A 20,662-nucleotide genomic window follows, 5' to 3' on the forward strand; every position below is an offset into this window, starting at 1 on the left:
ATGCTATTTTCGCATTATTTTTTTTATCAAAGGCTTTAGTTTCTGTGAAAATTTAAGGAGCACAGGATATAAATAAAAAAATCGGAAGCAATATTGATAGATATTCAAATCACTAAAAGCATAATCGCAATCAGGTAAATAACTTTCCTCTCCAAAACCTCGAGTTTTATGTGAGTTATTCAAAAAGTTCATCAAAAAAAACATCGAACTTTTTCTAACTCTTATGCTCGTATAATCTTTACGCTTATAAAAAATATCCAATATCATTGACAAATTCTTTGAAAATACACGAAATAATCTATATCCACCAGAGTTATCAGGAGTCGCATATATTATATTATTATTTATAATAGCAAATCGCCCACCATGTTTTAGCAAAGGAAGTTGCCAATATAAATGCATCAGAAAACTACCTTCAAGCATCGGAGCTTTATTATTATCAGGCAAATCAAAATATCTATCCCTATTGCAAATCATACCTGATATAAATGTAAACATAATCCCTACATGTTTTATAAACTCATCTCTCGATGTGATTTCGTTATAACCAAAATCTTCTTCTAAAGCACTTTCATTTATAGTAGAAGATACATAGATTAGATCATAAGAGTGATATCCATTTAAAATGGATATTACATTAGATAACGCATGTTCACTTAGAAAATCATCATCACCTAGCATCCAGAAATATTTAGCAGATGCAGATTCAAAGCATTTTTAAAATTACCATCCATTCCCAAATTACTGTCATTCTTGATAAATTTAGCAAATGGCACTTTATTTATAAAATCATTTACCACTTCAACAGTATTATCAGTGGACGCATTATCAATAATAATAATTTCTAAATAAGAACTAACTTCTATTGCTTGTCTGGATATAGAATCTAACAAACGCTTTAAGTATCCTGCACGATTGTATGTTGGGATAGTAAGTGATAGTATTTTCCCTTCCTTAGACATAATTCTTTTTAAACTCCTTAAAAATTAAAAATGAATGTGGGACGAAATATATCCATACTATTAGGCAGTATACAATTATATATAATTTTTCCTGATGAAAAAATGCTACCAAGCTCATACAACTCGTTGTCAATGTTGCCATAATAAATGACACCATAGCCATCTTCTCAACTTTATGAGCCCGAATATAAGTCGCCATACAGGCAACTAAATGTGATCCTAATATTGATAAACTAAGAATCGAGAAATCTACTGGTGAAAAGAAGCGATGCGTAAAATTAAAATTTAAATAATTCAACAAAACTATACTGAAAACAGCGCCAGTAAGACAAATAAGCACGAAACCAGCTGATTGTATTGTCGATGTTCGGAATGATATATCCAGTTCATGCCGGTCACCCATCGAGATTAATCTTCCCCATCGGGGAAACCTGGTTGATATCCAGGCTAATGCAGTTGCCATAATCATATTGCAAAGTGTGAGTGACATTCCCAACTTACCAGCATAAACTGGACCAAAGTATTTAAATGCAATTGGCGTCATTGCAAAAAAAATAAAATATCCAGACATCCAACTTAATGCAATGCGCCATTGCATTGGTAAAATTTCTTTTTTCCATGAAATCCCAGTAATATTTGCGGACTGATTTTTTCTCGCTAAATATGACTCTTGTATAGTGCTCCAGAAGTATCTTACGGTAAAGATACAGTAAACGATACAACCAGATATTGCTATTGATGCAGTAGCGAATAGACCATGACCACTGATTAGAAATATTATTGATAATAATGCAGCTATTGATGCCTGAATAGCTCGCATTTTATTCACCTTTACTACTAAACCACAGCCTTCTGCTATCGAAACAATAGAAATAAAGAAAACATTAATTGCAGTTGCTGCTGTCAATGTTATCCAGGCGCTTTGCCAATGTATATTTGTGTTATTTTCAAAATTAAAGAATATATAGCCAATTGGCCCTACGCATAATATTATAGCAAGCGCAATAGCGCCATACCATCTTACTGAAAAACTCACAATGGAAAGGATACGCCTTTTATTATGTAACTCACCTTCAATATCTTTCTTGTCCATCTCATATTTAAGAGCGGACATTTCGTGGCTTACGAATTGTATAATAACAACAGAGAAACCAAGTTCAAATATAATTTGCAATGCTACTATTGAGTTAAATGTATAATAATATCCCTGTAATTCTGGACTTAAATAATGTGGAATCAATAATATTATTGATAATCCTGATAATATAGATATGCATTTTCCAAACAATACATACATCACTGCCCTGTCAATACCAAATCGGTGTAATATACTCAACTTATCTTCTCTTTATTCAACATTTTTTTCACACCATCCTTCAAACTATACACAGGATGCCAACCTAATTTATTGAGATTATCTATATTTGCTTTAGAATCTAATATCTCATCATTTCTCAGCTGGATAGCCCCGTATTTTACTGGCGCATCACTCTTAAGTTGTTCTTTTAATTCTTCAATCATTTCTTTCAATGAATGCGATTCACCTGTACCAACCTCATACTCTACAAGTCTATTTGAAGGATGATATTTGAGAACATAAATAAAGGCATTTATAACATCTTCAACATACACAAAGTCACGACGCTGTACTCCACTTGTGCATTTGATTTGTTCTTTGGAAGTTTTTAATGCATGAACAATGAATGGAATAAATTTTTTACTACCATCACCTTCTCCATAAACATGCTCTAATCGAAGATTAGCAAATCCTGTTGCTGAATCACGAAGAAGCTCTTCTGCTAGCTCTTTAAAATGCTTTTTTGATAAAATATAAGTTTTCATGTACGAATACTCGTATTTACCAAAAAAACTATCTGCAGAAATGAATAATGGTATTTTTTTCAACCTGGCCAATTCTACAAGACGTAATGGCAAAAGGACATTGCACATATATTGCGAGATAACTCCTCCTTCATCACTACGCCCATAATCAGTCGCAAGGTGGATTATTGCATCAACGCCACCATTAATGAAACTATGATTTTCCACATCATTAATGTTGGCCCAAATTAGATTTTCTGCACATACGACTTTATTACTTTCAGGGCGTTTTAGTGCTAAAACATGATAGTTATCCTCTAAAAGCTTAGTGAGTAGATGCTTGCCAATAAAACCACTTGCACCTGTAAGAATAATTTTTTTGCTCAACATAAAACGCCCCAAATACAACTAGAAATTCAAACCAAAGAATTCTTCAAATTTCGATACAACGAAATCTAAATGTTCTTTAGTCAAGCCAGGATAAATACCAATCCAGAATGTCTGGTTCATAATACGATCAGTATTGGTCAACTCACCAACAACGCGGTATTTAACATTCGCGAAGTAAGGCTGGCGGATCAGGTTCCCGGCAAACAACAGGCGAGTGCCAATTTTCGCTTCATCAAGGAATTTAACCAGGTCAACACGCGATACACCGCTGGTTTCTTTCAGTGTAATCGGGAAGCCAAACCATGAAGGATCAGACTTATCCGTTGCTTCAGGAAGCTCAAGAAATTCAGCGCAAGACTGCAACCCTTGTTTCAGGTAAGCAAAGTTCTCTTTACGTAAGCGTACAAACTCATCGATACGTTCTAACTGAGCCAGGCCACATGCTGCCTGCATATCGGTGATTTTGAGGTTATAGCCCAGGTGGGAATATGTGTATTTGTGGTCATAACCGAATGGCAAAGATCCGAGTTGTTGTCCAAAACGTTTGCCACAAGTATTGTCGCAACCCGGCGCGCAATAGCAATCACGGCCCCAGTCACGGAAAGATTCAATAATTTTTTTCAGTTCAGCAGACTGAGTGAATACAGCGCCACCCTCACCCATAGTGATATGGTGCGCCGGATAGAAGCTTACAGTACCAATGTCGCCAAAGGTTCCCACCATTTTACCGTCATATGTGGTTCCCAGGGCATCACAGCAATCTTCTACCAGCCACAGGTTATATTTATCTGCAATACGGCGAACCTCAGTGAGGTCAAAAGCGTTACCCAGCGTGTGGGCAATCATAATTGCTTTTGATTTCTCAGAGACAGCAGCTTCAATCAAAGACGCGTCAATGTTGTACGTCGGGATATCTACATCAACAAATACAGGGATTAAGCCATTCTGAATCGTTGGGTTAACCGTGGTTGGAAAACCGGCAGCAACCGTAATAACTTCATCGCCAGGTTTTAACGCACGATCACCCAGTTTAGGTGATGTCAGCGCCGTTAACGCCAGCAGGTTTGCAGAAGAACCGGAAGTTGTAGTCAGTACGTATGGAACACCGATAAACTCACCCAGTTTCTTCTCGAAAGCATCGTTAAAACGCCCCGTCGTCAACCAGCCATCGAGTGATGCTTCAACCATCAGTTGTAATTCTTTAGCACCAATAACCTTGCCTGATGGAGGGATAACACTGCTGCCAGCAACAAACGGCTTTGGACTCAGCGCTTCGTCAGCATATTGGGCAACTAATTGAGAGATTTGCTCACGCAGATTGTTTGCGCTCATTGCTTTATTCCTGTTATTCAATTATTTCAAAGAAGTATTCATATATTCGCTGATTTCATTCCGGGTACGTATCAGCATATCTTCACCCGCAATCCACGCTTTATGCCATTTAACAATGCGCTCCAGCGTTTCAACCAGGTTCCAGCGGGGTTGCCAGCCAAGGCGCATACGCGCTTTTGAGCAATCAAGCTTCAGGTAATGCGCTTCGTGTGGATGTTCATCGCCATCCAGTAACCACGCTGCACCCTCACCCCAAATTTTCACCATAGCCTCAACAATAAATTGTACAGGCATGGCATCATCTTCGCGCGGCCCGAAATTCCAGCCTTCAGCAAAAGCTGGGCCTTCATTATAGAGTCGCTGGGCAATAGCAATGTAACCTGATAACGGTTCCAAAACATGTTGCCATGGGCGAATAGCATGAGGATTTCGAATGATAACAGTTTGTTGGTTTTCAAACGAACGCAGAATATCCGGAATTAAACGATCTTTTGCCCAGTCACCGCCGCCTATCACATTACCAGCCCGCACCGATGCCAGAGCAACACCATGCCGCGCATAATCTTTTTCATTAAAAAATGAATTTCTGTATGCCGATGCGACAAGTTCTGCACAGCCTTTGCTGTTTGAGTAGGGATCATATCCACCCATTGCTTCATGTTCGCGATAACCCCAAACCCATTCACGGTTCTCGTAGCATTTATCGCTGGTAATATTAACAACCGCTTTCACACCTCCAACGCGTTTCACTGCTTCCAGCAGGTGGACAGTTCCCATTACGTTGGTCGAGTAAGTTTCGACAGGCTCATCATAGGAAAGCCTGACTAAAGGTTGCGCTGCCATATGAAAAACAATTTCGGGTTTAAACTCCGCAATGGCAGCATGTAATTTTTCAAAATCACGGATATCACCAATTGTTGAATCAATCAAATCATCAACAGAGGCGCTTTCATATAAAGACGGCGTTGTGGGTGGATTGAGCGAAAAGCCTTTCAGCTCCGCGCTCATTGACTCTAACCAAAGCGTCAACCATGATCCTTTGAATCCCGTGTGACCGGTAATAAATACCCGTTTACCTTTCCAGAAGGATGCATCGATCATTGTGTTACTCCCACGTTTTCCAGGGTGCTGTTCCTTTATCCCAGAGACCTTCCAAATAGATTTTATCGCGGAGCGTATCCATTGGTTGCCAGAAGCCAGGGTGTTCAAAAGCCATCAATTCCCCCTGTTCAGCAAGCTGCATCAGCGGTTCCTGCTCCCAGGTTGTTGCATCATTATCGATAAGATCAATCACCGAAGGATGCAGGACAAAGAATCCACCGTTAATCATTGCACCGTCGCCTTTCGGTTTTTCTTTAAACGAACGTACCTGTCTGTTCTCAATATCCAGAGCACCAAAGCGACCAGGTGGGAAAGTTGCCGTTAAGGTCGCTTTTTTGCCGTGTTTACGGTGGAAGTCAATCGTTGCACTGATATCCAGGTCGGATACACCATCACCGTAAGTGAAAAGAAATGCTTCATCATCTTTCACATAATCGCGTACACGCTTAAGGCGACCGCCAGTCATTGATGCTTCCCCTGTATCAACCAGCGTCACATTCCAGGGTTCTACGCGTTTCTGGTGGACCTCCATGCGGTTTTCCGCCATATGGAAGGTAATATCCGACATATGCATGAAGTAGTTAGCAAAATATTCTTTGATAACGTACCCCTTGTATCCGCAGCAAATCACAAAGTCGCGAATACCATGTGCAGAGTACATTTTCATTATATGCCACAGAATTGGCTTTCCACCGATTTCAACCATTGGCTTTGGTTTTAGTACCGTTTCTTCACTTAAACGTGTACCCAGGCCACCGGCTAATATCACGGCTTTCATATTTTTGTCCTCAAATTATTTTGATACGGTAAACGCGTCTGAATAAAAATGTTTAGCTGGCAAACCCAGAGTTATCAAATCCTTTCGACAAGCTTCGATCATCACCGGTGAACCACAAGCGTAAACATCGAAATCTTCTAAGCTCTTAAAATCTTCTACAACCGCATTATGAACAAAACCTTTACGACCTTTCCAGTTTGTATCATTACCAGATACCACTGGAATAAAATGGACGTTAGGGTATTCTGAATCCCAGGCCAGAGGTAAAGAAGAATAAAAATGATCTTCTTGCTGCATTCCCCAGTAAATGTAAATATCCTGTTGTACTTTTTCTGAAAGCAACGACTCAACCATTGCTTTTACCGGAGCAAAACCTGTCCCACCCGCAATAAATATTAGCGGCCGAGTATTTTTGCGGATAAAAAATGTGCCACATGGCCCTTCCATTCGCATCAATGTGTTTGCGGCCAGGCCATTAAAAACCAGTTGACTCATTTGCCCATTCGGTACATTTCTAATATGTAACTCAACACCGTCTTTTCCATTGGCGTTGGCAATAGAATAACTGCGGGTAACTCCCTGGTATTGAAGGTTAATATATTGACCAGGTAAATAATTAAGTTGTGTTGTTGGCGGAAAGCGCAGCACCAGCTTAATCACATCAGCAGAGACATTTTCAGCAGAAACAACTTTGCAGGGCGTTATCTTTTTTACCTGACCAGCAAGTTCAGGATAGTAAGTTGCACGCAATGCAACATCACCCACAGGGCGACAACTACAGGTCAGAATATTATTTCCTGCGGTAATAATACCGTCCTGTTTATCCAGAACTTCACCGGTCAGTATTTCGGCCTCGCAGACACCGCAGCTGCCATTTTTACAGCTGTGTTCAAGGTGAATGCCAGCTTCAAGAGCAGAATCAAGTAGTGTTTTTTCATTTTCACCCGAAAACGAAATATCCGCCGGAAAAATTTTAATTAAATGAGACACAGTAATTACTCGTACAGTTCTGCCAGAGAAAATGAAAGGGCGGAAGCATCTTTTGCTGAAAGATCAGGTGCGCCAGTAATTGGCCACTCTATCTCCAGTTCAGGATCATTCCAGATAATGCTTCCTTCGGACTGCGGTGCATAATAATTTGTCGCTTTATACAGAAACTCAGCCGTTTCGCTCAATACCAAAAACCCATGAGCGAAGCCTTCAGGAATCCATAGCTGGCGTTTATTCTGTTCAGACAAATGTACGCCAACCCACTGACCAAAGTTTGGTGAGCTTTTACGAATATCGACTGCGACGTCAAAAACCTCGCCAACTACGCAGCGAACCAGCTTACCCTGTGCGAAAGGGTCTCGCTGGTAATGAAGCCCCCGCAACACTCCCTTGCTGGATTTTGAGTGGTTATCCTGAACAAACTCTACTTTGCGCCCTACGGCTTCATCAAATACTCGCTGGCTGAAACTTTCAAAAAAGAAGCCTCGGTCATCACCGAATACTTTAGGTTCAAAAATAAGCACATCTGGAATATCAGTTTTAATTACATTCATTACTTAATGACCTTTAACCATGTTCAGTAAGTATTTACCGTATGCATTTTTAGTGAGCGGCTGAGCTAATTTTTTGACCTGTTCAGCACCGATAAATCCTTTCCGGAAAGCGATTTCCTCCGGACATGAAACTTTGAGCCCCTGGCGTTCTTCTATTGTGGCAATAAAATTGCTGGCTTCAATCAGGCTTTGATGAGTCCCAGTATCAAGCCATGCATATCCACGGCCCATCATTGCCACCTGAAGTTTACCTTGTTCAAGGTATAACCGGTTTATATCAGTAATCTCCAGTTCTCCGCGTGCGGACGGCTTAAGAGCTTTTGCCATTTTTACAACTTCATTGTCATAAAAATAAAGCCCCGTTACTGCATAATTACTTTTAGGTTCAAGTGGTTTTTCTTCAAGACTGATTGCCATGCCATGTTTATCGAACTCAACTACACCGTAACGTTCGGGGTCATTTACATGGTAAGCAAAAACAGTTGCTCCACTGGATTTATTCACCGCAGCTTCTAACTGTTTAGGAAGGTCATGTCCATAGAAAATATTATCGCCAAGAACAAGCGCGCAATCGTCATCACCAATGAAGTCTTCACCGATAATAAAGGCCTGAGCAAGTCCATCCGGACTGGGCTGAATTTTATATTGCAAATTCAGTCCCCACTGGCTTCCATCCCCCAACAATTGTTCGAACCGGGGCGTATCCTGAGGTGTACTGATTATCAGGATATCCCGAATACCCGCCAGCATCAGCGTGGATAATGGGTAATAAATCATGGGTTTATCGTAGATTGGCAGCAACTGTTTGCTTACAGCCATTGTCACTGGATAAAGGCGAGTACCAGACCCACCAGCGAGAATAATACCTTTACGCGTTGTCATATTATTGTCCCTGTATTTCTTGTTCTCAGGAAAATAAACCTGATTTCCGTCAGAATGTCGTTGTAGTAAACAGCTCTTCAAGCATACGTTTCACACCGTGCTGCCATTCAGGCAAAACCAGGTCAAACTGCTGTTGAAAGTGTGCAGTCGACATTCTTGAGTTATGAGGGCGTTTAGCTGGTGTTGGATAAGCGGATGTAGATACAGGAGTGAGCGTTTTCAACGCCAGTACAATTCCCGCTTCCCGTGCTGTGTTAAACACAAAATCCGCAAAGTCGTACCACGTTGTAGTGCCAGAGGCTACCAGATGATAAAGCCCGGCAACATCGGGTTTATTCATTGCAGTACGAATCGCATGCGCTGTACAGTCTGCCAGTAACTCCGCACCGGTAGGCGCGCCAAATTGATCGTTAATTACCGATAACGTGTCGCGTTCTTTGGCTAATTTAAGCATGGTTTTTGCAAAATTATTGCCTTTACCCGCATAGACCCAGCTGGTACGGAAGATCAGGTGTTTCGCACAATGCTTCTGCACGGCAAGCTCACCTGCCAGTTTTGTTTCACCATAAACGTTAAGCGGCCCGGTCTGGTCGTTTTCTTTCCACGGTGTTTCGCCATCTCCCGGGAAAACATAGTCCGTTGAATAGTGAACCAGCCATGCACCTACTTGCGCGGCCGCTTTTGCAATGGCTTCAACACTTGTGGCATTCAATAATGTAGCGAATTCAACTTCACTTTCGGCTTTGTCTACCGCGGTATGCGCTGCAGCATTAACAATTACATCAGGTTTGCAACGCAGAACAGTCTCTGCCACGCCCTCAGGATTACTGAAATCACCACAAAAGTCGGTGGAACCCACATCAACCGCAATTACAGTCCCCAGAGGAGCCAGTGCCCGTTGCAATTCCCAACCAACCTGCCCTGTTTTACCGAAAAGCAAGATATTCATTTTATTTGCGCTCCCCGTAGTTTTGTTCAATCCAGGACTGGTAGGCACCGCTTTTTACGTTATCCACCCATTGTTGATTGTTCAGGTACCACTCTACCGTTTTACGAATCCCGCTTTTGAATGTCTCTTCTGGTTTCCAGTTGAGTTCATGCTGAATCTTATCCGCATCAATGGCATAACGGCGGTCATGCCCCGGACGATCACTAACATAGGTAATTAGCTCGTGGTAAGACGTTGCTTTTGGCACCATTTCATCCAGCAAATCACAGATGGTCTGAACCACGTCAAGGTTCTGCTTTTCGTTGTGACCACCAATATTGTAGGTTTCCCCAATATGGCCTTGAGTTACCACGCGATAAAGCGCGCGCGCATGGTCTTCAACATACAACCAGTCCCTGATTTGGTCGCCTTTGCCATAAACTGGCAAAGCTTTACCTTCCAGAGCGTTCAGGATCACAAGTGGGATCAGCTTCTCTGGAAAATGATAAGGGCCATAGTTGTTAGAGCAGTTTGTGACTATGGTTGGTAAACCATATGTACGCATCCAGGCACGAACTAAATGATCGCTTGAAGCTTTCGAAGCAGAGTATGGGCTGCTCGGTGCATAAGCTGTTTTTTCAGTAAACATCGGCAATGCTTCACCACTTTCCCACTCATCCGGGTGTGGCAAGTCACCGTACACTTCGTCTGTTGAAATGTGGTGGAAGCGGAAGTTATCTTTCTGGCTACCTTCCAGCGCATTCCAATAATTTCTGGCTGCTTCGAGCAATGTGTAAGTGCCCACGATATTGGTTTCGATAAAGGCAGCAGGTCCGGTAATTGAACGGTCTACATGGCTTTCAGCCGCCAGGTGCATCACGGCATCAGGTTTATGTGCCGCAAAAATACGGTCCATTGCAGATTTGTCACAGATATCCGCATGTTCAAATGAGTAACGCGCGTCAGCACTCACTTCAGCTAAGGATTCAAGATTGCCCGCATAAGTTAATTTATCTACATTAACAACCTGGTCCTGCGTGTTCTTGATAATATGCCGAACCACTGCAGACCCAATAAAGCCAGCCCCACCTGTCACCAGAATTTTCACGTTTTAAACTCTCTGATTATTTTTACTGGTTGAATATGTACTTTATATATATCAATACCAGAAGTGTCATTGCACACGCACAAGGAAAACAGAGGCACGCTACCGCCCCTGGCTCTACAGCTACCAGTGTACTGCTTTCATCAAATTATCTTGCTCTACAAACTAAAAAAGCGAAGGACCACTCAAGCCTGGCAGACTGGTGGTCACTTCGCATCAGCAATTTTTACTAACTGTCAGGTTCCATAGATGTCAGGAGTTCGCCAACATCTTCTCAATGCTCTTACGGAACTTCTGCCCTTCTTTCAGGTTGCGCAGCCCGTAGTTCACAAATGCCTGCATATAGCCCATTTTCTTGCCACAGTCGTAGCTTTCGCCTGTCATCAGGGTGGCTTCAACTGGCTGAGTCTGGTTCAGTTCGGCAATGGCGTCGGTAAGCTGAATACGGCCCCAGGCACCAGGCTGAGTACGGGCGAGAATTGGCCAGATATCGGCAGAGAGCACATAGCGGCCAACGGCCATCAAGTCTGATTCCAGCGCCTGAGGTTCGTCTGGCTTCTCGATAAAGTCCACAATACGGCTGACTTTACCTTCGTTTTCCAGCGGCTCTTCGGTTTTGATAATGGAATATTGCGATAAATCGCCGTCCATACGTTTTGCCAGCACCTGGCTGCGGCCATGCTCATTGAAGCGGGCAATCATGGCAGCAAGGTTATAACGCAACGGGTCTGCACTGGCGTTGTCAATCACTACGTCTGGCAGAACCACAACAAACGGGTTATCCCCAATGGTTGGGTGGGCGCACATAATAGAGTGCCCCAGGCCAAGGGGTTGTGCCTGGCGAACGTTCATAATGGTTACGCCTGGCGGGCAAATAGACTGAACTTCAGCAAGCAACTGGCGTTTTACACGCTGTTCCAGCAGGGCTTCAAGCTCATAGGAAGTATCGAAGTGGTTTTCTACGGCATTCTTTGAGGAATGGGTAACCAGAACAATCTCTTTGATCCCTGCGGCCACAATCTCATCGACAATATATTGAATCATGGGTTTGTCGACGATAGGCAGCATTTCTTTAGGAATTGCCTTAGTGGCTGGCAACATTGCCATTCCTAAACCGGCTACCGGAATAACGGCCTTCAAATTACTCATGTTCACTCCCACCTCATCTGGTTGAGGAATTATAGTCCTTTGGCACTATCGTGCCAGCACGTTTTGTTAATAGTGCCTGGCTCGCCATCTTAGCGCCCGGCACAATCGAAATAAATTGAAAAATTTGCTTTTCAGCATTATCCGTACAGGGCATAACCAGTTGTCATGCCAGCTGTGCCAATATTGGCAGTAACTAAGCGCCATCATGGTGTGGCAGAGCAAAATTCAGTTGATTAGTGTTCACATGCATTTGGTCGATACGGTCAATATCCACCGAAGCGGCGCCATGGGTGTCAACCGCATGCACATTAGCCATGGATAACAGCGTGTCTTCCCGCGCCGAAAAGTGCCCACGCACATCTTTACGTAAATCGAAATGCAATTTTAATGCCGGGCCGTCTGCCCGGTCGCGAACCACGTTGATATCGCGCAAAAACAGGTGCTGCGGCTTGTTATGCAACTCTACCCCGGCCTGTTGAATATCCAGGTTAGTTATCGCCACAAACGAAGTCTCGTTACCGGAAGAAATTTGAATGCCACGCAGCGGAAGTTTTGCCTGGCGGTTATCCAGCCGCACGTCATTCAGTTTGAAATTCTGTGGAATAGATAAATACTTGCCGCGCACAGTACCGTAACCAATCAGCATACCTGCGCTATTCACCATATCTATGTTATCTATCACGAAATCATCACAACCATAAATAGCGACGGTGGCGTTATCAATACCCGCTGTGCGGCTGAACAGTGGGCTGATATTGCGTGCTTTCACATTGCGAATCACAAAGTGTTTGCCGTTTTCCACATGCACTAACTGGCGGCAGTTGCTGCCGGTAATATTCGCCACCACAAAACGTTTTACCGTTTGGCTTTCCGGGTACTTGTTGTCATAGGTACTGCCCGCAAGCCCAATACCAATACCCCAGTTAATTTTACCGTTGGTGCAGTTAATGTTGTCGATAACATGGTCGGAAATGACAATATCGCTGTCGTTAATGGCGACATTCCATTCCACGGCATCGCCCTGCAAGTCATTAAAACGGCAGTTGGTAATGCGCACGCCTGTCATCTGGTTATGGAACCCCTGGCGCAGAATGGCATAGTTAGCGTGGTGAACATGCAGGTTATCTATGGTGAGGTCACGCATTTTGCCGGGGTTACGTCCGCCAATATAAATCTGCATTATCGGGCCGAAACCGGTCATTTCCAGGCCGCTGATTTTGTTCCCTGAACCCCGCACATCGAGAATAACATTGTGCAAATGGCCGCCGTTTTGCCCTGTTATATGGCAGCCATCCTGCAACACAAACCGGCCTTTGCCACTGCCTTTAATTTCACCGCTCACCAGCAACTTTTTATTGGTGGGGATAAACACCGCGCTGTTGAAGTCGTCGCAGGTGAGTCCGGCGGGAACCTCCACTACATCCGCTGCGGCAAATGCCTGCGTAAAGGCTTCCGGCCAGTTGCTCTGGTAAAAGTTTTTGACACTCACGGTAGATGTGCCCGTGGCGCGGGCATAACGGGAAAGGAGTGGTAAGGAAGCCAGTGCTGCGCCGGTCTGGATTAACCGGCGGCGGGAAAGCGTTGATTTAAGTACAGGCATAAATCCTCAGTTTCGGTTTACAGCGTTTGCAACAGGTCGGCAAGCTGGCGATAAATACGCTGCTGGTTAAACTCACCTTCCACTTTAGCGCGGGCGCGGGCCAGTACCGGCCCCAGTTCCGCTTCACCTACATGGGCAAAAGCCTGCAGCCTGTCGGCCAGAGCTTCGGCATCGTGCTCCGGCACCAGCCAGCCAGATTCACCGGATTCAATCAGTTCAGGAATACCGCTGTGCAGGGTAGAAACCACCGGGATCCCCACAGCCATTGCTTCCATTAATGCTACCGGTATCCCTTCCATGTCGCCGTCTGCGCCTGTTACCGAAGGCAATAAAAACAAGTCGGCTTCATCCAGCATGGCTTTCACTTCGTGGCTGGGTTTAAACCCTGGCATAAAGACCTGGTCGTCAAGCTGGAATTGTTCAATCAGGGTTTTCAGGCGGCGTTCCCACGGGCCAATGCCCAAAATATGGTAGCGGAACGGTACACCGCGCGCTTTCAGAATACGGCAGGCTTCAATAGCGACATGCAGCCCTTTTTTCTCGGTAAGCCGGGCCACAGAAATAATGGACAATGGTGTGCCGGGTACTTTCAGTGGGCGACGGGAAAATTTCTCCATATCTACGCCCATGCGGGAAACTGTGATTTTGCCTGGCGGGCAGCCCATGTCTTTCAGGCGGCTGGCCCACAATTCGCTGATTGGCAGCATCATGTCGCCACGGTTAAACAGTTGTTGGTATTCCGGGGTGTAATGTTGCAGCACTTCTCGGTGGGAGATATCAATACCATGGAAAACGGTGGCGATTTTGCCGTGCAGCGCCCCCAGTTCACGCAGTTTCGCGGCACTGACACCCGCCGGGCCAAAGTGGGCAATGAACACGTCGGCTGTAATGGGTTCAGGCAGGCCACCGCACACTGCAGACAAAATCAGGTTACGGGCTTCGTTGCCATAGCGCTTCATGTTGAGCGCCCGCCAGGTGCTGGCTCGCCCCAGGCCTTTCAGGGTTTGCGACAGCCGGTATTTCATTTTGGCACCGCGCCCTTCGGGTTCATCCAGCAGGTAGTGGGTTTTCGCCGCCAGATTATACTGGGTGTAAGCCGCATGGGTGTTTTTGGTGTCTCCCTTCGCCAGGGAGACAATTTCCACTTCGTAGCCCATTTCTATAAAGGCGACGATTTGGTTGAGTACAAAAGTTTCCGAAGCAAGGGGAAACTTCAGCAAAAAGAAGCAAACTTTCATGGTTTATCTGGCCTCTCGTACCCGGTCAATCACGCTTTTCACCATGGCCATGCCACTGGCTCGCTCGGCATCCACCGCCGGTTTAAGCCGGTTATTCAGGCGGTCGAGCTGGCCCAGGGTATCTGCCACTAATCCGGCCAGCGAACCATCCAGCAACTGGCGAATATCAACTGCCATTTCTGGCAAGCCCAGTTGCTGCATAATGCCGGCGGATTTATGTTCATAGTTGATGGCAATCGCCGGGGTGCCAAAGTTCATGGAGATAATGGCGGAGTGCAGGCGGGTGCCCACTGTCAGCGAACAGGCGCCAAGGATTTTGCCCATTTCCAGGTCGTTCAGTTCATCCATAACTACATGGTAGTTTTCTGGCTGGTTTACATAAGCCGCCAGTTTCAGCGCCACCATGCGGTCATCTTTGTTGTAACTGTCAATGCCGGTACAGGTAGATAACGCCACCACCTGGAAGCCCTGGTCAATAATGCGGTTCACTACGTTGGCGAACGCCTGTTCATAGGCTTGCTGGGTGGTGCCAAGGCGCTTGTCGAACGGAGCCAGCTCACGCAATGTGACGGCAACCGTTGGTTTTTTCCCGATGGTACTCAGCCAGTGCTGAACAGCGTAGCTGGGGGCAAAACTGTCAACCTGGTGGTCTACCAGCCAGGCGGTGTCTACCCCGGCTTCTACTTTGCGGATGTCAATGTTGCTTTGCTTCATCAAATCCAGACTAACGGATTCACGCAAAATCAGTGCATCACAATGGCTGAACACATAGTTTGCCAGTTGATTAAACTGCGGGTCCTGGAACGGGCCCACACTGTGGCCAATCATATATACTGGCTTTTTCGCCATCAGGCTGCACAGCGCATGTTCAAACTGAGGCACACCGTACAGGTCGACAAAGAAAGAGCCGCCCACCTGAATAATGGCGTCGTACTCTTTAAGGGCGCCAACAAAGTCAGTAAACCCGCGCGGCAGTGTGATGTTGCGCATGCGCCCGGTGTTGGTCACTTTTGCCAGTAACACCTGGTGCTGGTAGCGGCGGCGCAGTACTTTTTTCACCCGCCCCATCAGGCCGCTGGCGCTCAGGTGTTGTTTCATTTGTTTGTATAGTGGGTCGCTCATTACTGGCCTGTCCAGCAACCATGCGGAACTGACAGGGTAACGGCTCATGACATCCACATCGGCCTCGGGCGCAGTGGTGGCAATGGCATCAATCAGTCCACGTAAAATGGCACTGTCGCCACGGTTACCACAGGTGTGATTGCCAAGAATCAGTAATTTCATACAGACCTCTTAATGGGGTTCTTCCGTTCAGCATCGGGGTGTCCTCACCCCGCCCGAAATCCGGGAACATGCCTAAAGTAAAAAATCAGGGGAAATCAGCCAGGTGATCAGTTCACCTGCGTTACTGTGCCCGCAGTAATGTTTTCAGGCGCTCTGTGCGGCAAAACTGCCGTTTCAGCTCCACCACCAGGGGGTTACGCGAAATCACCAGTGTGGCGATGAACGCCAGCACTCCCGCGCTAACTTGCGCGCTAAACACCACACCCAGCGCGGCATGGCCGCGCATTGCCAGCCCAAGGGCGTAGCTCACCACAATGGTGGGCAGTGACAGGTAGAACGGCAGCCAGATGCTCAGGGCATACTCTTTGTAACTGGAACCCAGTACAGGTTTGATCATCACGAAGTAGCTCAGCACCGTGTTGATGACTTGCACCAGTAAGAAGCCCAGCGTTACCCCCAGCGCGCCACCCAACATGCCGCCAGCGATAATGGCCGGAATAAAAAGAAAGGTTTTGAATACGTTGAATTTAAAGCTGATATCCACACGGGCTTTTGCCATCAGCAAGGAGCCAATCGGGTTACCTATCGCCCGCAACAACCCCACAATGCACAGCAATTGCAAAATTGGGGTTATGAACACCCATTTTTCACCGAACACCAGCGGTACAAAGGTGCCGGAAACCACCATCAGCCCCAACAATGCCGGGAAGTTAATAATCCCCACCACCGAGAGCAACTTGTAGAAATTAACCCGCAATTTTTCCGTGTCGTCCTGGATTTTGGCAAATGCCGGGAACAGCACGCGGGTAATAATGGGGTTCAGTTTCATAGGCGGCACCACCGCCACGTTGTATGCCAGGTTGTAGCCCCCGGCTACGCTGGCACCCAAAATACGCGCCAGCACCAAAGTGGAAAGGTTGGTGTTCAGGTAGTTGATAACGCTGTCTGCTGTCAGCCATGCGCCAAATTTAATATTCGCCGAAACTGATTTCAGGGAGAACATGAGCCCCGGGCGGTAAATTTTGCGGCCAAGAATACCAAACAGTGTGGTGCGCACCGTGGTGTTGACCAGGTAACCCCAGATGGCGGTCATCGCCACCGGCCAGTAATGGGCGCTCACCACAGTGAAAGTGAACCCGGAAAGTACCGAGAACGATTCCACCGCGCCAATCTTGCTGAATTCCAGCTCTTTTTGCATCAGCGCGCGGAACTGCTGGCCGTGGGGGATTATCACAAAGGCCACGGACAGCGTCTGGATCAACGGCGCCAGGTCCGGGTTATGTAGCACACCGGCAATCACATGGCTCAGTGAAAACACAGCCACGCACACCACAATACCTATGCTCACATTCAGCCAGTAGAGCGTAGTCAGTTCTAACTGGCTGATGTCTTTGCGCTGAATAATCGAGTTGGCAATACCAAAATCAGAGAGGGTATCCGCCAGGGCGATAATCACCAGGGAAATGGTCAGCAAACCAAACTGGTGGTTATCGATGATCCGCGCCAGCACGGTCATCTGAATCAGCCCCAGGCTGATAATAGTCAGCGTGGAGATAGCGGACCACTTGGCTCCGCTGATAGTTCTCTCTCTCAGGCTCATTAGTAGGCCGCCTTATTCACAAAGCCCTTAAACACAGTCAGAAAAACGATTTTGATGTCCAGCCACAGGCTCCACTCGCGGATATACTCCAGGTCGAACTCAATACGTTTTTCCATTTTTTCCAGGGTGTCGGTTTCCCCACGCCAGCCATTAATTTGCGCCCAGCCGGTAATGCCGGGTTTCACTTTATGGCGCAGCATGTAGCCTTCAATCAGGCTGCGGTACTGTTCGTTGTGCGCCACCGCGTGGGGGCGCGGGCCAACAATCGACATGCCGCCAGTCAGCACGTTAATAAACTGCGGCAGTTCATCCAGCGAGGTACGGCGCAGGAAGCTGCCCACGCGGGTGACGCGCGGGTCACTGCGGGTGGCCTGGGTAACCACACTGTCGTTTTCCATGACGCGCATTGAGCGGAATTTCCACACTTTGATGGGCTTGCCATCCATGCCGTAACGAGTCTGGCGGAAGATAACCGGCCCCGGTGAGCTCAGTTTCACTGCCGCCGCAATGCAGCACAGCACCGGCGAAATCAGCAGCAAAATAAAGGCCGACAGGCAGATATCTTCAATGCGCTTAATCACGCTGTTCACCCCATTAAGCGGGGTATCGAATACCGAAACGACCGGTACGCCGTTTACGTCAATGGTGCGTGAATGCAGGATGTTAAACGTGAACACATCCGGGATAACCATAACGGAGCAGGTGGTGTCCGCCAGTTGGTGAACCAGCTCTTTAAGCTGCATTTCATCTTTCATTGCCATGGCAATGTAGACGTTGTGAATTTTGCCGGCTTTTGCGTCATCTACCAGTTGTGCCAGGGTTCCGGCCCAGCGGTCGGGTACCCCTCCCGGCTCCGGGTCGTGGTATACGCCAACCACATCAAACCCCATCCAGGGTTCGTTACAGAAGGTTTCCACCAGCGCAAGCCCGGCAGGCATCGCGCCTGCTACGGCCACACGCCGGGTGTTGTACCCACGGTTACGCAGGAAACCAGCAGCATAGCGAATGGCTGCACGGCAAAAAACCAGCCCCATTGCGCCCAGCACATACCAGCTTAAATACACCCAGAAAGTGCCGCCAAAATCGTTATTGAATGCCAGTAAACCGGCGCTGAAAATAATGCTGAGAGTCCAGTTCTGTAATAACAACCCAACTTCGGTGCCAAAACGCACACCGCGCCAGGAGCGGTAAAAGTCGGTAATTCCCCCAACCATCTGGAAAACGACCAGGGTAACCAGCGCCATCAGCAAATGCATATAAAAGAAAGGCAGCGCAAAAAGTTTACAGACAGCCCATAAGCCAACAAACATGATGGTGATATCTGAAAAACGCTGCACCATAGAGATCAACGATGCGTTCGTTTTTATACGGTCGCGTTTTGTGAGACTTGTCATCGTTTTACCTGTCTGCGCAGAAGTGCGCGTTATAGCGGCAGAGTAAGTTGTTTTGTCCATCACCGATCTCCAGTTTGATTCGTCCGTTTCCCCTCAAGCCACGCAGCATCCCTGCTGCGGCAGGTTGAGGGAGAGGGCCTCAACCCACTCTGCCTGGCGGGTTACTGATTCAGCAGCGCCAGAATTTCCTGTGTTCGTGCTTCCATAAGTGCGGTATCCCCACGGGATTCCACATTCAGGCGGACTACTGGTTCGGTGTTGGAGCTGCGCAGGTTAAAGCGCCAGCCCTCCATTTCCATGCTGATACCGTCTGTATGGTCAACGGCATCGGCATGGGGGGCGAAGTGCTGCTCCACACGGGAAATCGCCACCACTGGCTCAGCCAGTTTGCTGTTGATTTCCCCGGATGCCGGGAAGGCAGCCATGCGGTCACGCACCATTTCGCCCAGTGATTTGCCTTTCACGCTTAACAGTTCAGCCACCAGCAGCCACGGGATCATGCCGCTGTCGCAATAGGCAAAATCACGGAAATAGTGGTGGGCGCTCATTTCACCGCCATAAATGGCGTCTTCCTGGCGCATACGCTCTTTAATAAACGCATGGCCGGTTTTAGACATCACCGGGGTGCCGCCAGCCTGGGTGACAATGTCAACAGTGTTCCAGCTCAGGCGCGGGTCGTGGATGATTTTCGCCCCGGGCTGTTTTTCCAGGAATGCTTCGGCCAGCAGGCCAACAATGTAATAGCCTTCAATGAACTGGCCGGTTTCGTCGAACAGGAAACAGCGGTCGAAGTCGCCATCAAAAGCGATACCCATGTCAGCACCGTGCTCAATCACCGCGTTGCGGGTGTCGTCACGGCATTCCGGCAACAAAGGGTTGGGGATCCCGTTGGGGAAGTTGCCGTCCGGCGTGTTGTGCACTTTGATAAAGGTCACTGGCACATTCAGTGCTTTGCAGCGTGCTTCAATGGCATCCACCACCGGGCCTGCTGCCCCGTTACCAGAGTTCACCACCAGTTTGAGGGGTTTGATGTTTTTCACATCAATGTAAGAGAACAGGTGGTCGAGGTAGGCTTCACGGGTTGCCACCTGCTGGTAGCTGCCGCGTTTGGCCGGGTCAACCGGCGGGAAGTCGTTAGCTTCCGCCAGGCGCTGGACATCACGCAGGCCGGTGTCGCCACTGATTGGGCGGGCACCTTCGCGCACCAGTTTCATACCGTTGTAGTCCATCGGGTTGTGGCTGGCCGTCACTTCAATGCCGCCATCCATACCCAGGTGCCAGGTGGCAAAATAGATTTCTTCGGTGCCAGACATCCCAATATCCAGCACATCCACGCCAGCGTCTTGCAGGCCGCGCGCCAGTGCCAGTTTCAGGCTTTCACTGGTGAGGCGAACATCGCCGCCCACCACAATACTTTTCGGTTTGAGGTATTCGCCATAGGCCCTGCCAATACGCCAGGCAATATCTTCATTCAGTTCATCACCCAGGCGGCCACGAATATCATAGGCTTTAAAACAGGTTAATTTGCTCATCGTTTTCCCTTCTTCAGGCAAC

At 47.0% G+C, this 20,662-nt stretch carries 19 protein-coding genes; all 19 read right to left on the minus strand.

Annotated features, from left to right (window positions below; genetic code table 11):
- Window positions 1-3 precede the first annotated feature (3 nt).
- The 19 genes from MPHASIOC01_RS11445 to cpsG all read right to left on the minus strand — a co-directional run bounded on the left by MPHASIOC01_RS11445 (window position 4) and on the right by cpsG (window position 20,640).
- The gene (locus MPHASIOC01_RS11445; protein ID WP_353614658.1) at window positions 4-681 is read right to left on the minus strand and encodes a glycosyltransferase family 2 protein; all 678 of its coding nucleotides are present in this window, start codon (window positions 679-681) and stop codon (window positions 4-6) included.
- Window positions 675-962, minus strand: a complete 288-nt coding sequence (locus MPHASIOC01_RS11450; protein WP_353614659.1) for a glycosyltransferase family 2 protein — start codon at window positions 960-962, stop codon at window positions 675-677. The genes MPHASIOC01_RS11445 and MPHASIOC01_RS11450 overlap by 7 nt, the downstream gene beginning before the upstream one ends.
- Complete coding sequence (locus MPHASIOC01_RS11455; protein WP_353614660.1) at window positions 955-2,298, minus strand: hypothetical protein; 1,344 nt, start codon at window positions 2,296-2,298, stop codon at window positions 955-957. The genes MPHASIOC01_RS11450 and MPHASIOC01_RS11455 overlap by 8 nt, the downstream gene beginning before the upstream one ends.
- Entirely contained in the window at window positions 2,295-3,173 is an 879-nt protein-coding gene (locus MPHASIOC01_RS11460) for an NAD(P)-dependent oxidoreductase (protein ID WP_353614661.1), read from the minus strand. Before MPHASIOC01_RS11460 ends, MPHASIOC01_RS11455 begins: the two co-directional genes overlap by 4 nt.
- A gap of 18 nt (window positions 3,174-3,191) precedes the next feature.
- Complete coding sequence (rfbH, locus tag MPHASIOC01_RS11465; RefSeq protein WP_353614662.1) at window positions 3,192-4,505, minus strand: lipopolysaccharide biosynthesis protein RfbH; 1,314 nt, start codon at window positions 4,503-4,505, stop codon at window positions 3,192-3,194.
- 21 nt (window positions 4,506-4,526) lie between these two features.
- Window positions 4,527-5,606: a CDP-glucose 4,6-dehydratase gene (gene rfbG / locus MPHASIOC01_RS11470; RefSeq protein WP_353614935.1), complete on the minus strand. Its 1,080-nt coding sequence runs from the start codon at window positions 5,604-5,606 to the stop codon at window positions 4,527-4,529.
- A gap of 4 nt (window positions 5,607-5,610) precedes the next feature.
- Complete coding sequence (rfbF, locus tag MPHASIOC01_RS11475; protein ID WP_353614663.1) at window positions 5,611-6,384, minus strand: glucose-1-phosphate cytidylyltransferase; 774 nt, start codon at window positions 6,382-6,384, stop codon at window positions 5,611-5,613.
- A gap of 15 nt (window positions 6,385-6,399) precedes the next feature.
- Window positions 6,400-7,374, minus strand: coding sequence for an FAD-binding oxidoreductase (locus MPHASIOC01_RS11480; RefSeq protein ID WP_353614664.1), 975 nt, complete (start codon window positions 7,372-7,374; stop codon window positions 6,400-6,402).
- 5 nt (window positions 7,375-7,379) lie between these two features.
- A complete protein-coding gene (rfbC, locus tag MPHASIOC01_RS11485; RefSeq protein ID WP_353614665.1) occupies window positions 7,380-7,928 on the minus strand; it encodes a dTDP-4-dehydrorhamnose 3,5-epimerase in 549 nt (182 codons plus the stop codon).
- Between the two features lie 3 nt (window positions 7,929-7,931).
- Complete coding sequence (rfbA, locus tag MPHASIOC01_RS11490; protein WP_353614666.1) at window positions 7,932-8,810, minus strand: glucose-1-phosphate thymidylyltransferase RfbA; 879 nt, start codon at window positions 8,808-8,810, stop codon at window positions 7,932-7,934.
- 49 nt (window positions 8,811-8,859) lie between these two features.
- Entirely contained in the window at window positions 8,860-9,759 is a 900-nt protein-coding gene (gene rfbD, locus MPHASIOC01_RS11495; RefSeq protein ID WP_353614667.1) for a dTDP-4-dehydrorhamnose reductase, read from the minus strand.
- Window position 9,760: 1 nt separating this feature from the next.
- Window positions 9,761-10,846 (minus strand): dTDP-glucose 4,6-dehydratase, encoded by a 1,086-nt coding sequence (gene rfbB / locus MPHASIOC01_RS11500; RefSeq protein WP_353614668.1) that lies wholly within the window; start codon window positions 10,844-10,846, stop codon window positions 9,761-9,763.
- 249 nt (window positions 10,847-11,095) lie between these two features.
- Window positions 11,096-11,992, minus strand: a complete 897-nt coding sequence (gene galF / locus MPHASIOC01_RS11505; RefSeq protein WP_353614669.1) for a UTP--glucose-1-phosphate uridylyltransferase GalF — start codon at window positions 11,990-11,992, stop codon at window positions 11,096-11,098.
- A gap of 193 nt (window positions 11,993-12,185) precedes the next feature.
- Window positions 12,186-13,592 carry a colanic acid biosynthesis protein WcaM gene (wcaM, locus tag MPHASIOC01_RS11510; RefSeq protein WP_064594765.1) on the minus strand — a complete coding sequence of 469 codons (1,407 nt, stop codon included), beginning with the start codon at window positions 13,590-13,592 and terminating at the stop codon, window positions 12,186-12,188.
- Window positions 13,593-13,609: 17 nt separating this feature from the next.
- Window positions 13,610-14,830, minus strand: a complete 1,221-nt coding sequence (gene wcaL, locus MPHASIOC01_RS11515) for a colanic acid biosynthesis glycosyltransferase WcaL (protein WP_353614670.1) — start codon at window positions 14,828-14,830, stop codon at window positions 13,610-13,612.
- Between the two features lie 3 nt (window positions 14,831-14,833).
- Window positions 14,834-16,114, minus strand: a complete 1,281-nt coding sequence (wcaK, locus tag MPHASIOC01_RS11520; RefSeq protein WP_353614671.1) for a colanic acid biosynthesis pyruvyl transferase WcaK — start codon at window positions 16,112-16,114, stop codon at window positions 14,834-14,836.
- Window positions 16,115-16,235: 121 nt separating this feature from the next.
- Window positions 16,236-17,714, minus strand: a complete 1,479-nt coding sequence (locus MPHASIOC01_RS11525) for an MOP flippase family protein (RefSeq protein ID WP_353614672.1) — start codon at window positions 17,712-17,714, stop codon at window positions 16,236-16,238.
- Window positions 17,714-19,108 carry an undecaprenyl-phosphate glucose phosphotransferase gene (wcaJ, locus tag MPHASIOC01_RS11530; protein ID WP_353614673.1) on the minus strand — a complete coding sequence of 465 codons (1,395 nt, stop codon included), beginning with the start codon at window positions 19,106-19,108 and terminating at the stop codon, window positions 17,714-17,716. Before wcaJ ends, MPHASIOC01_RS11525 begins: the two co-directional genes overlap by 1 nt.
- A 161-nt stretch (window positions 19,109-19,269) precedes the next feature.
- The gene (gene cpsG / locus MPHASIOC01_RS11535; RefSeq protein ID WP_353614674.1) at window positions 19,270-20,640 is read right to left on the minus strand and encodes a colanic acid biosynthesis phosphomannomutase CpsG; all 1,371 of its coding nucleotides are present in this window, start codon (window positions 20,638-20,640) and stop codon (window positions 19,270-19,272) included.
- Window positions 20,641-20,662 lie beyond the last annotated feature (22 nt).

Origin of the sequence: Mangrovibacter phragmitis (assembly GCF_040429585.1) — a bacterium.
Taxonomy (GTDB): domain Bacteria; phylum Pseudomonadota; class Gammaproteobacteria; order Enterobacterales; family Enterobacteriaceae; genus Mangrovibacter; species Mangrovibacter phragmitis.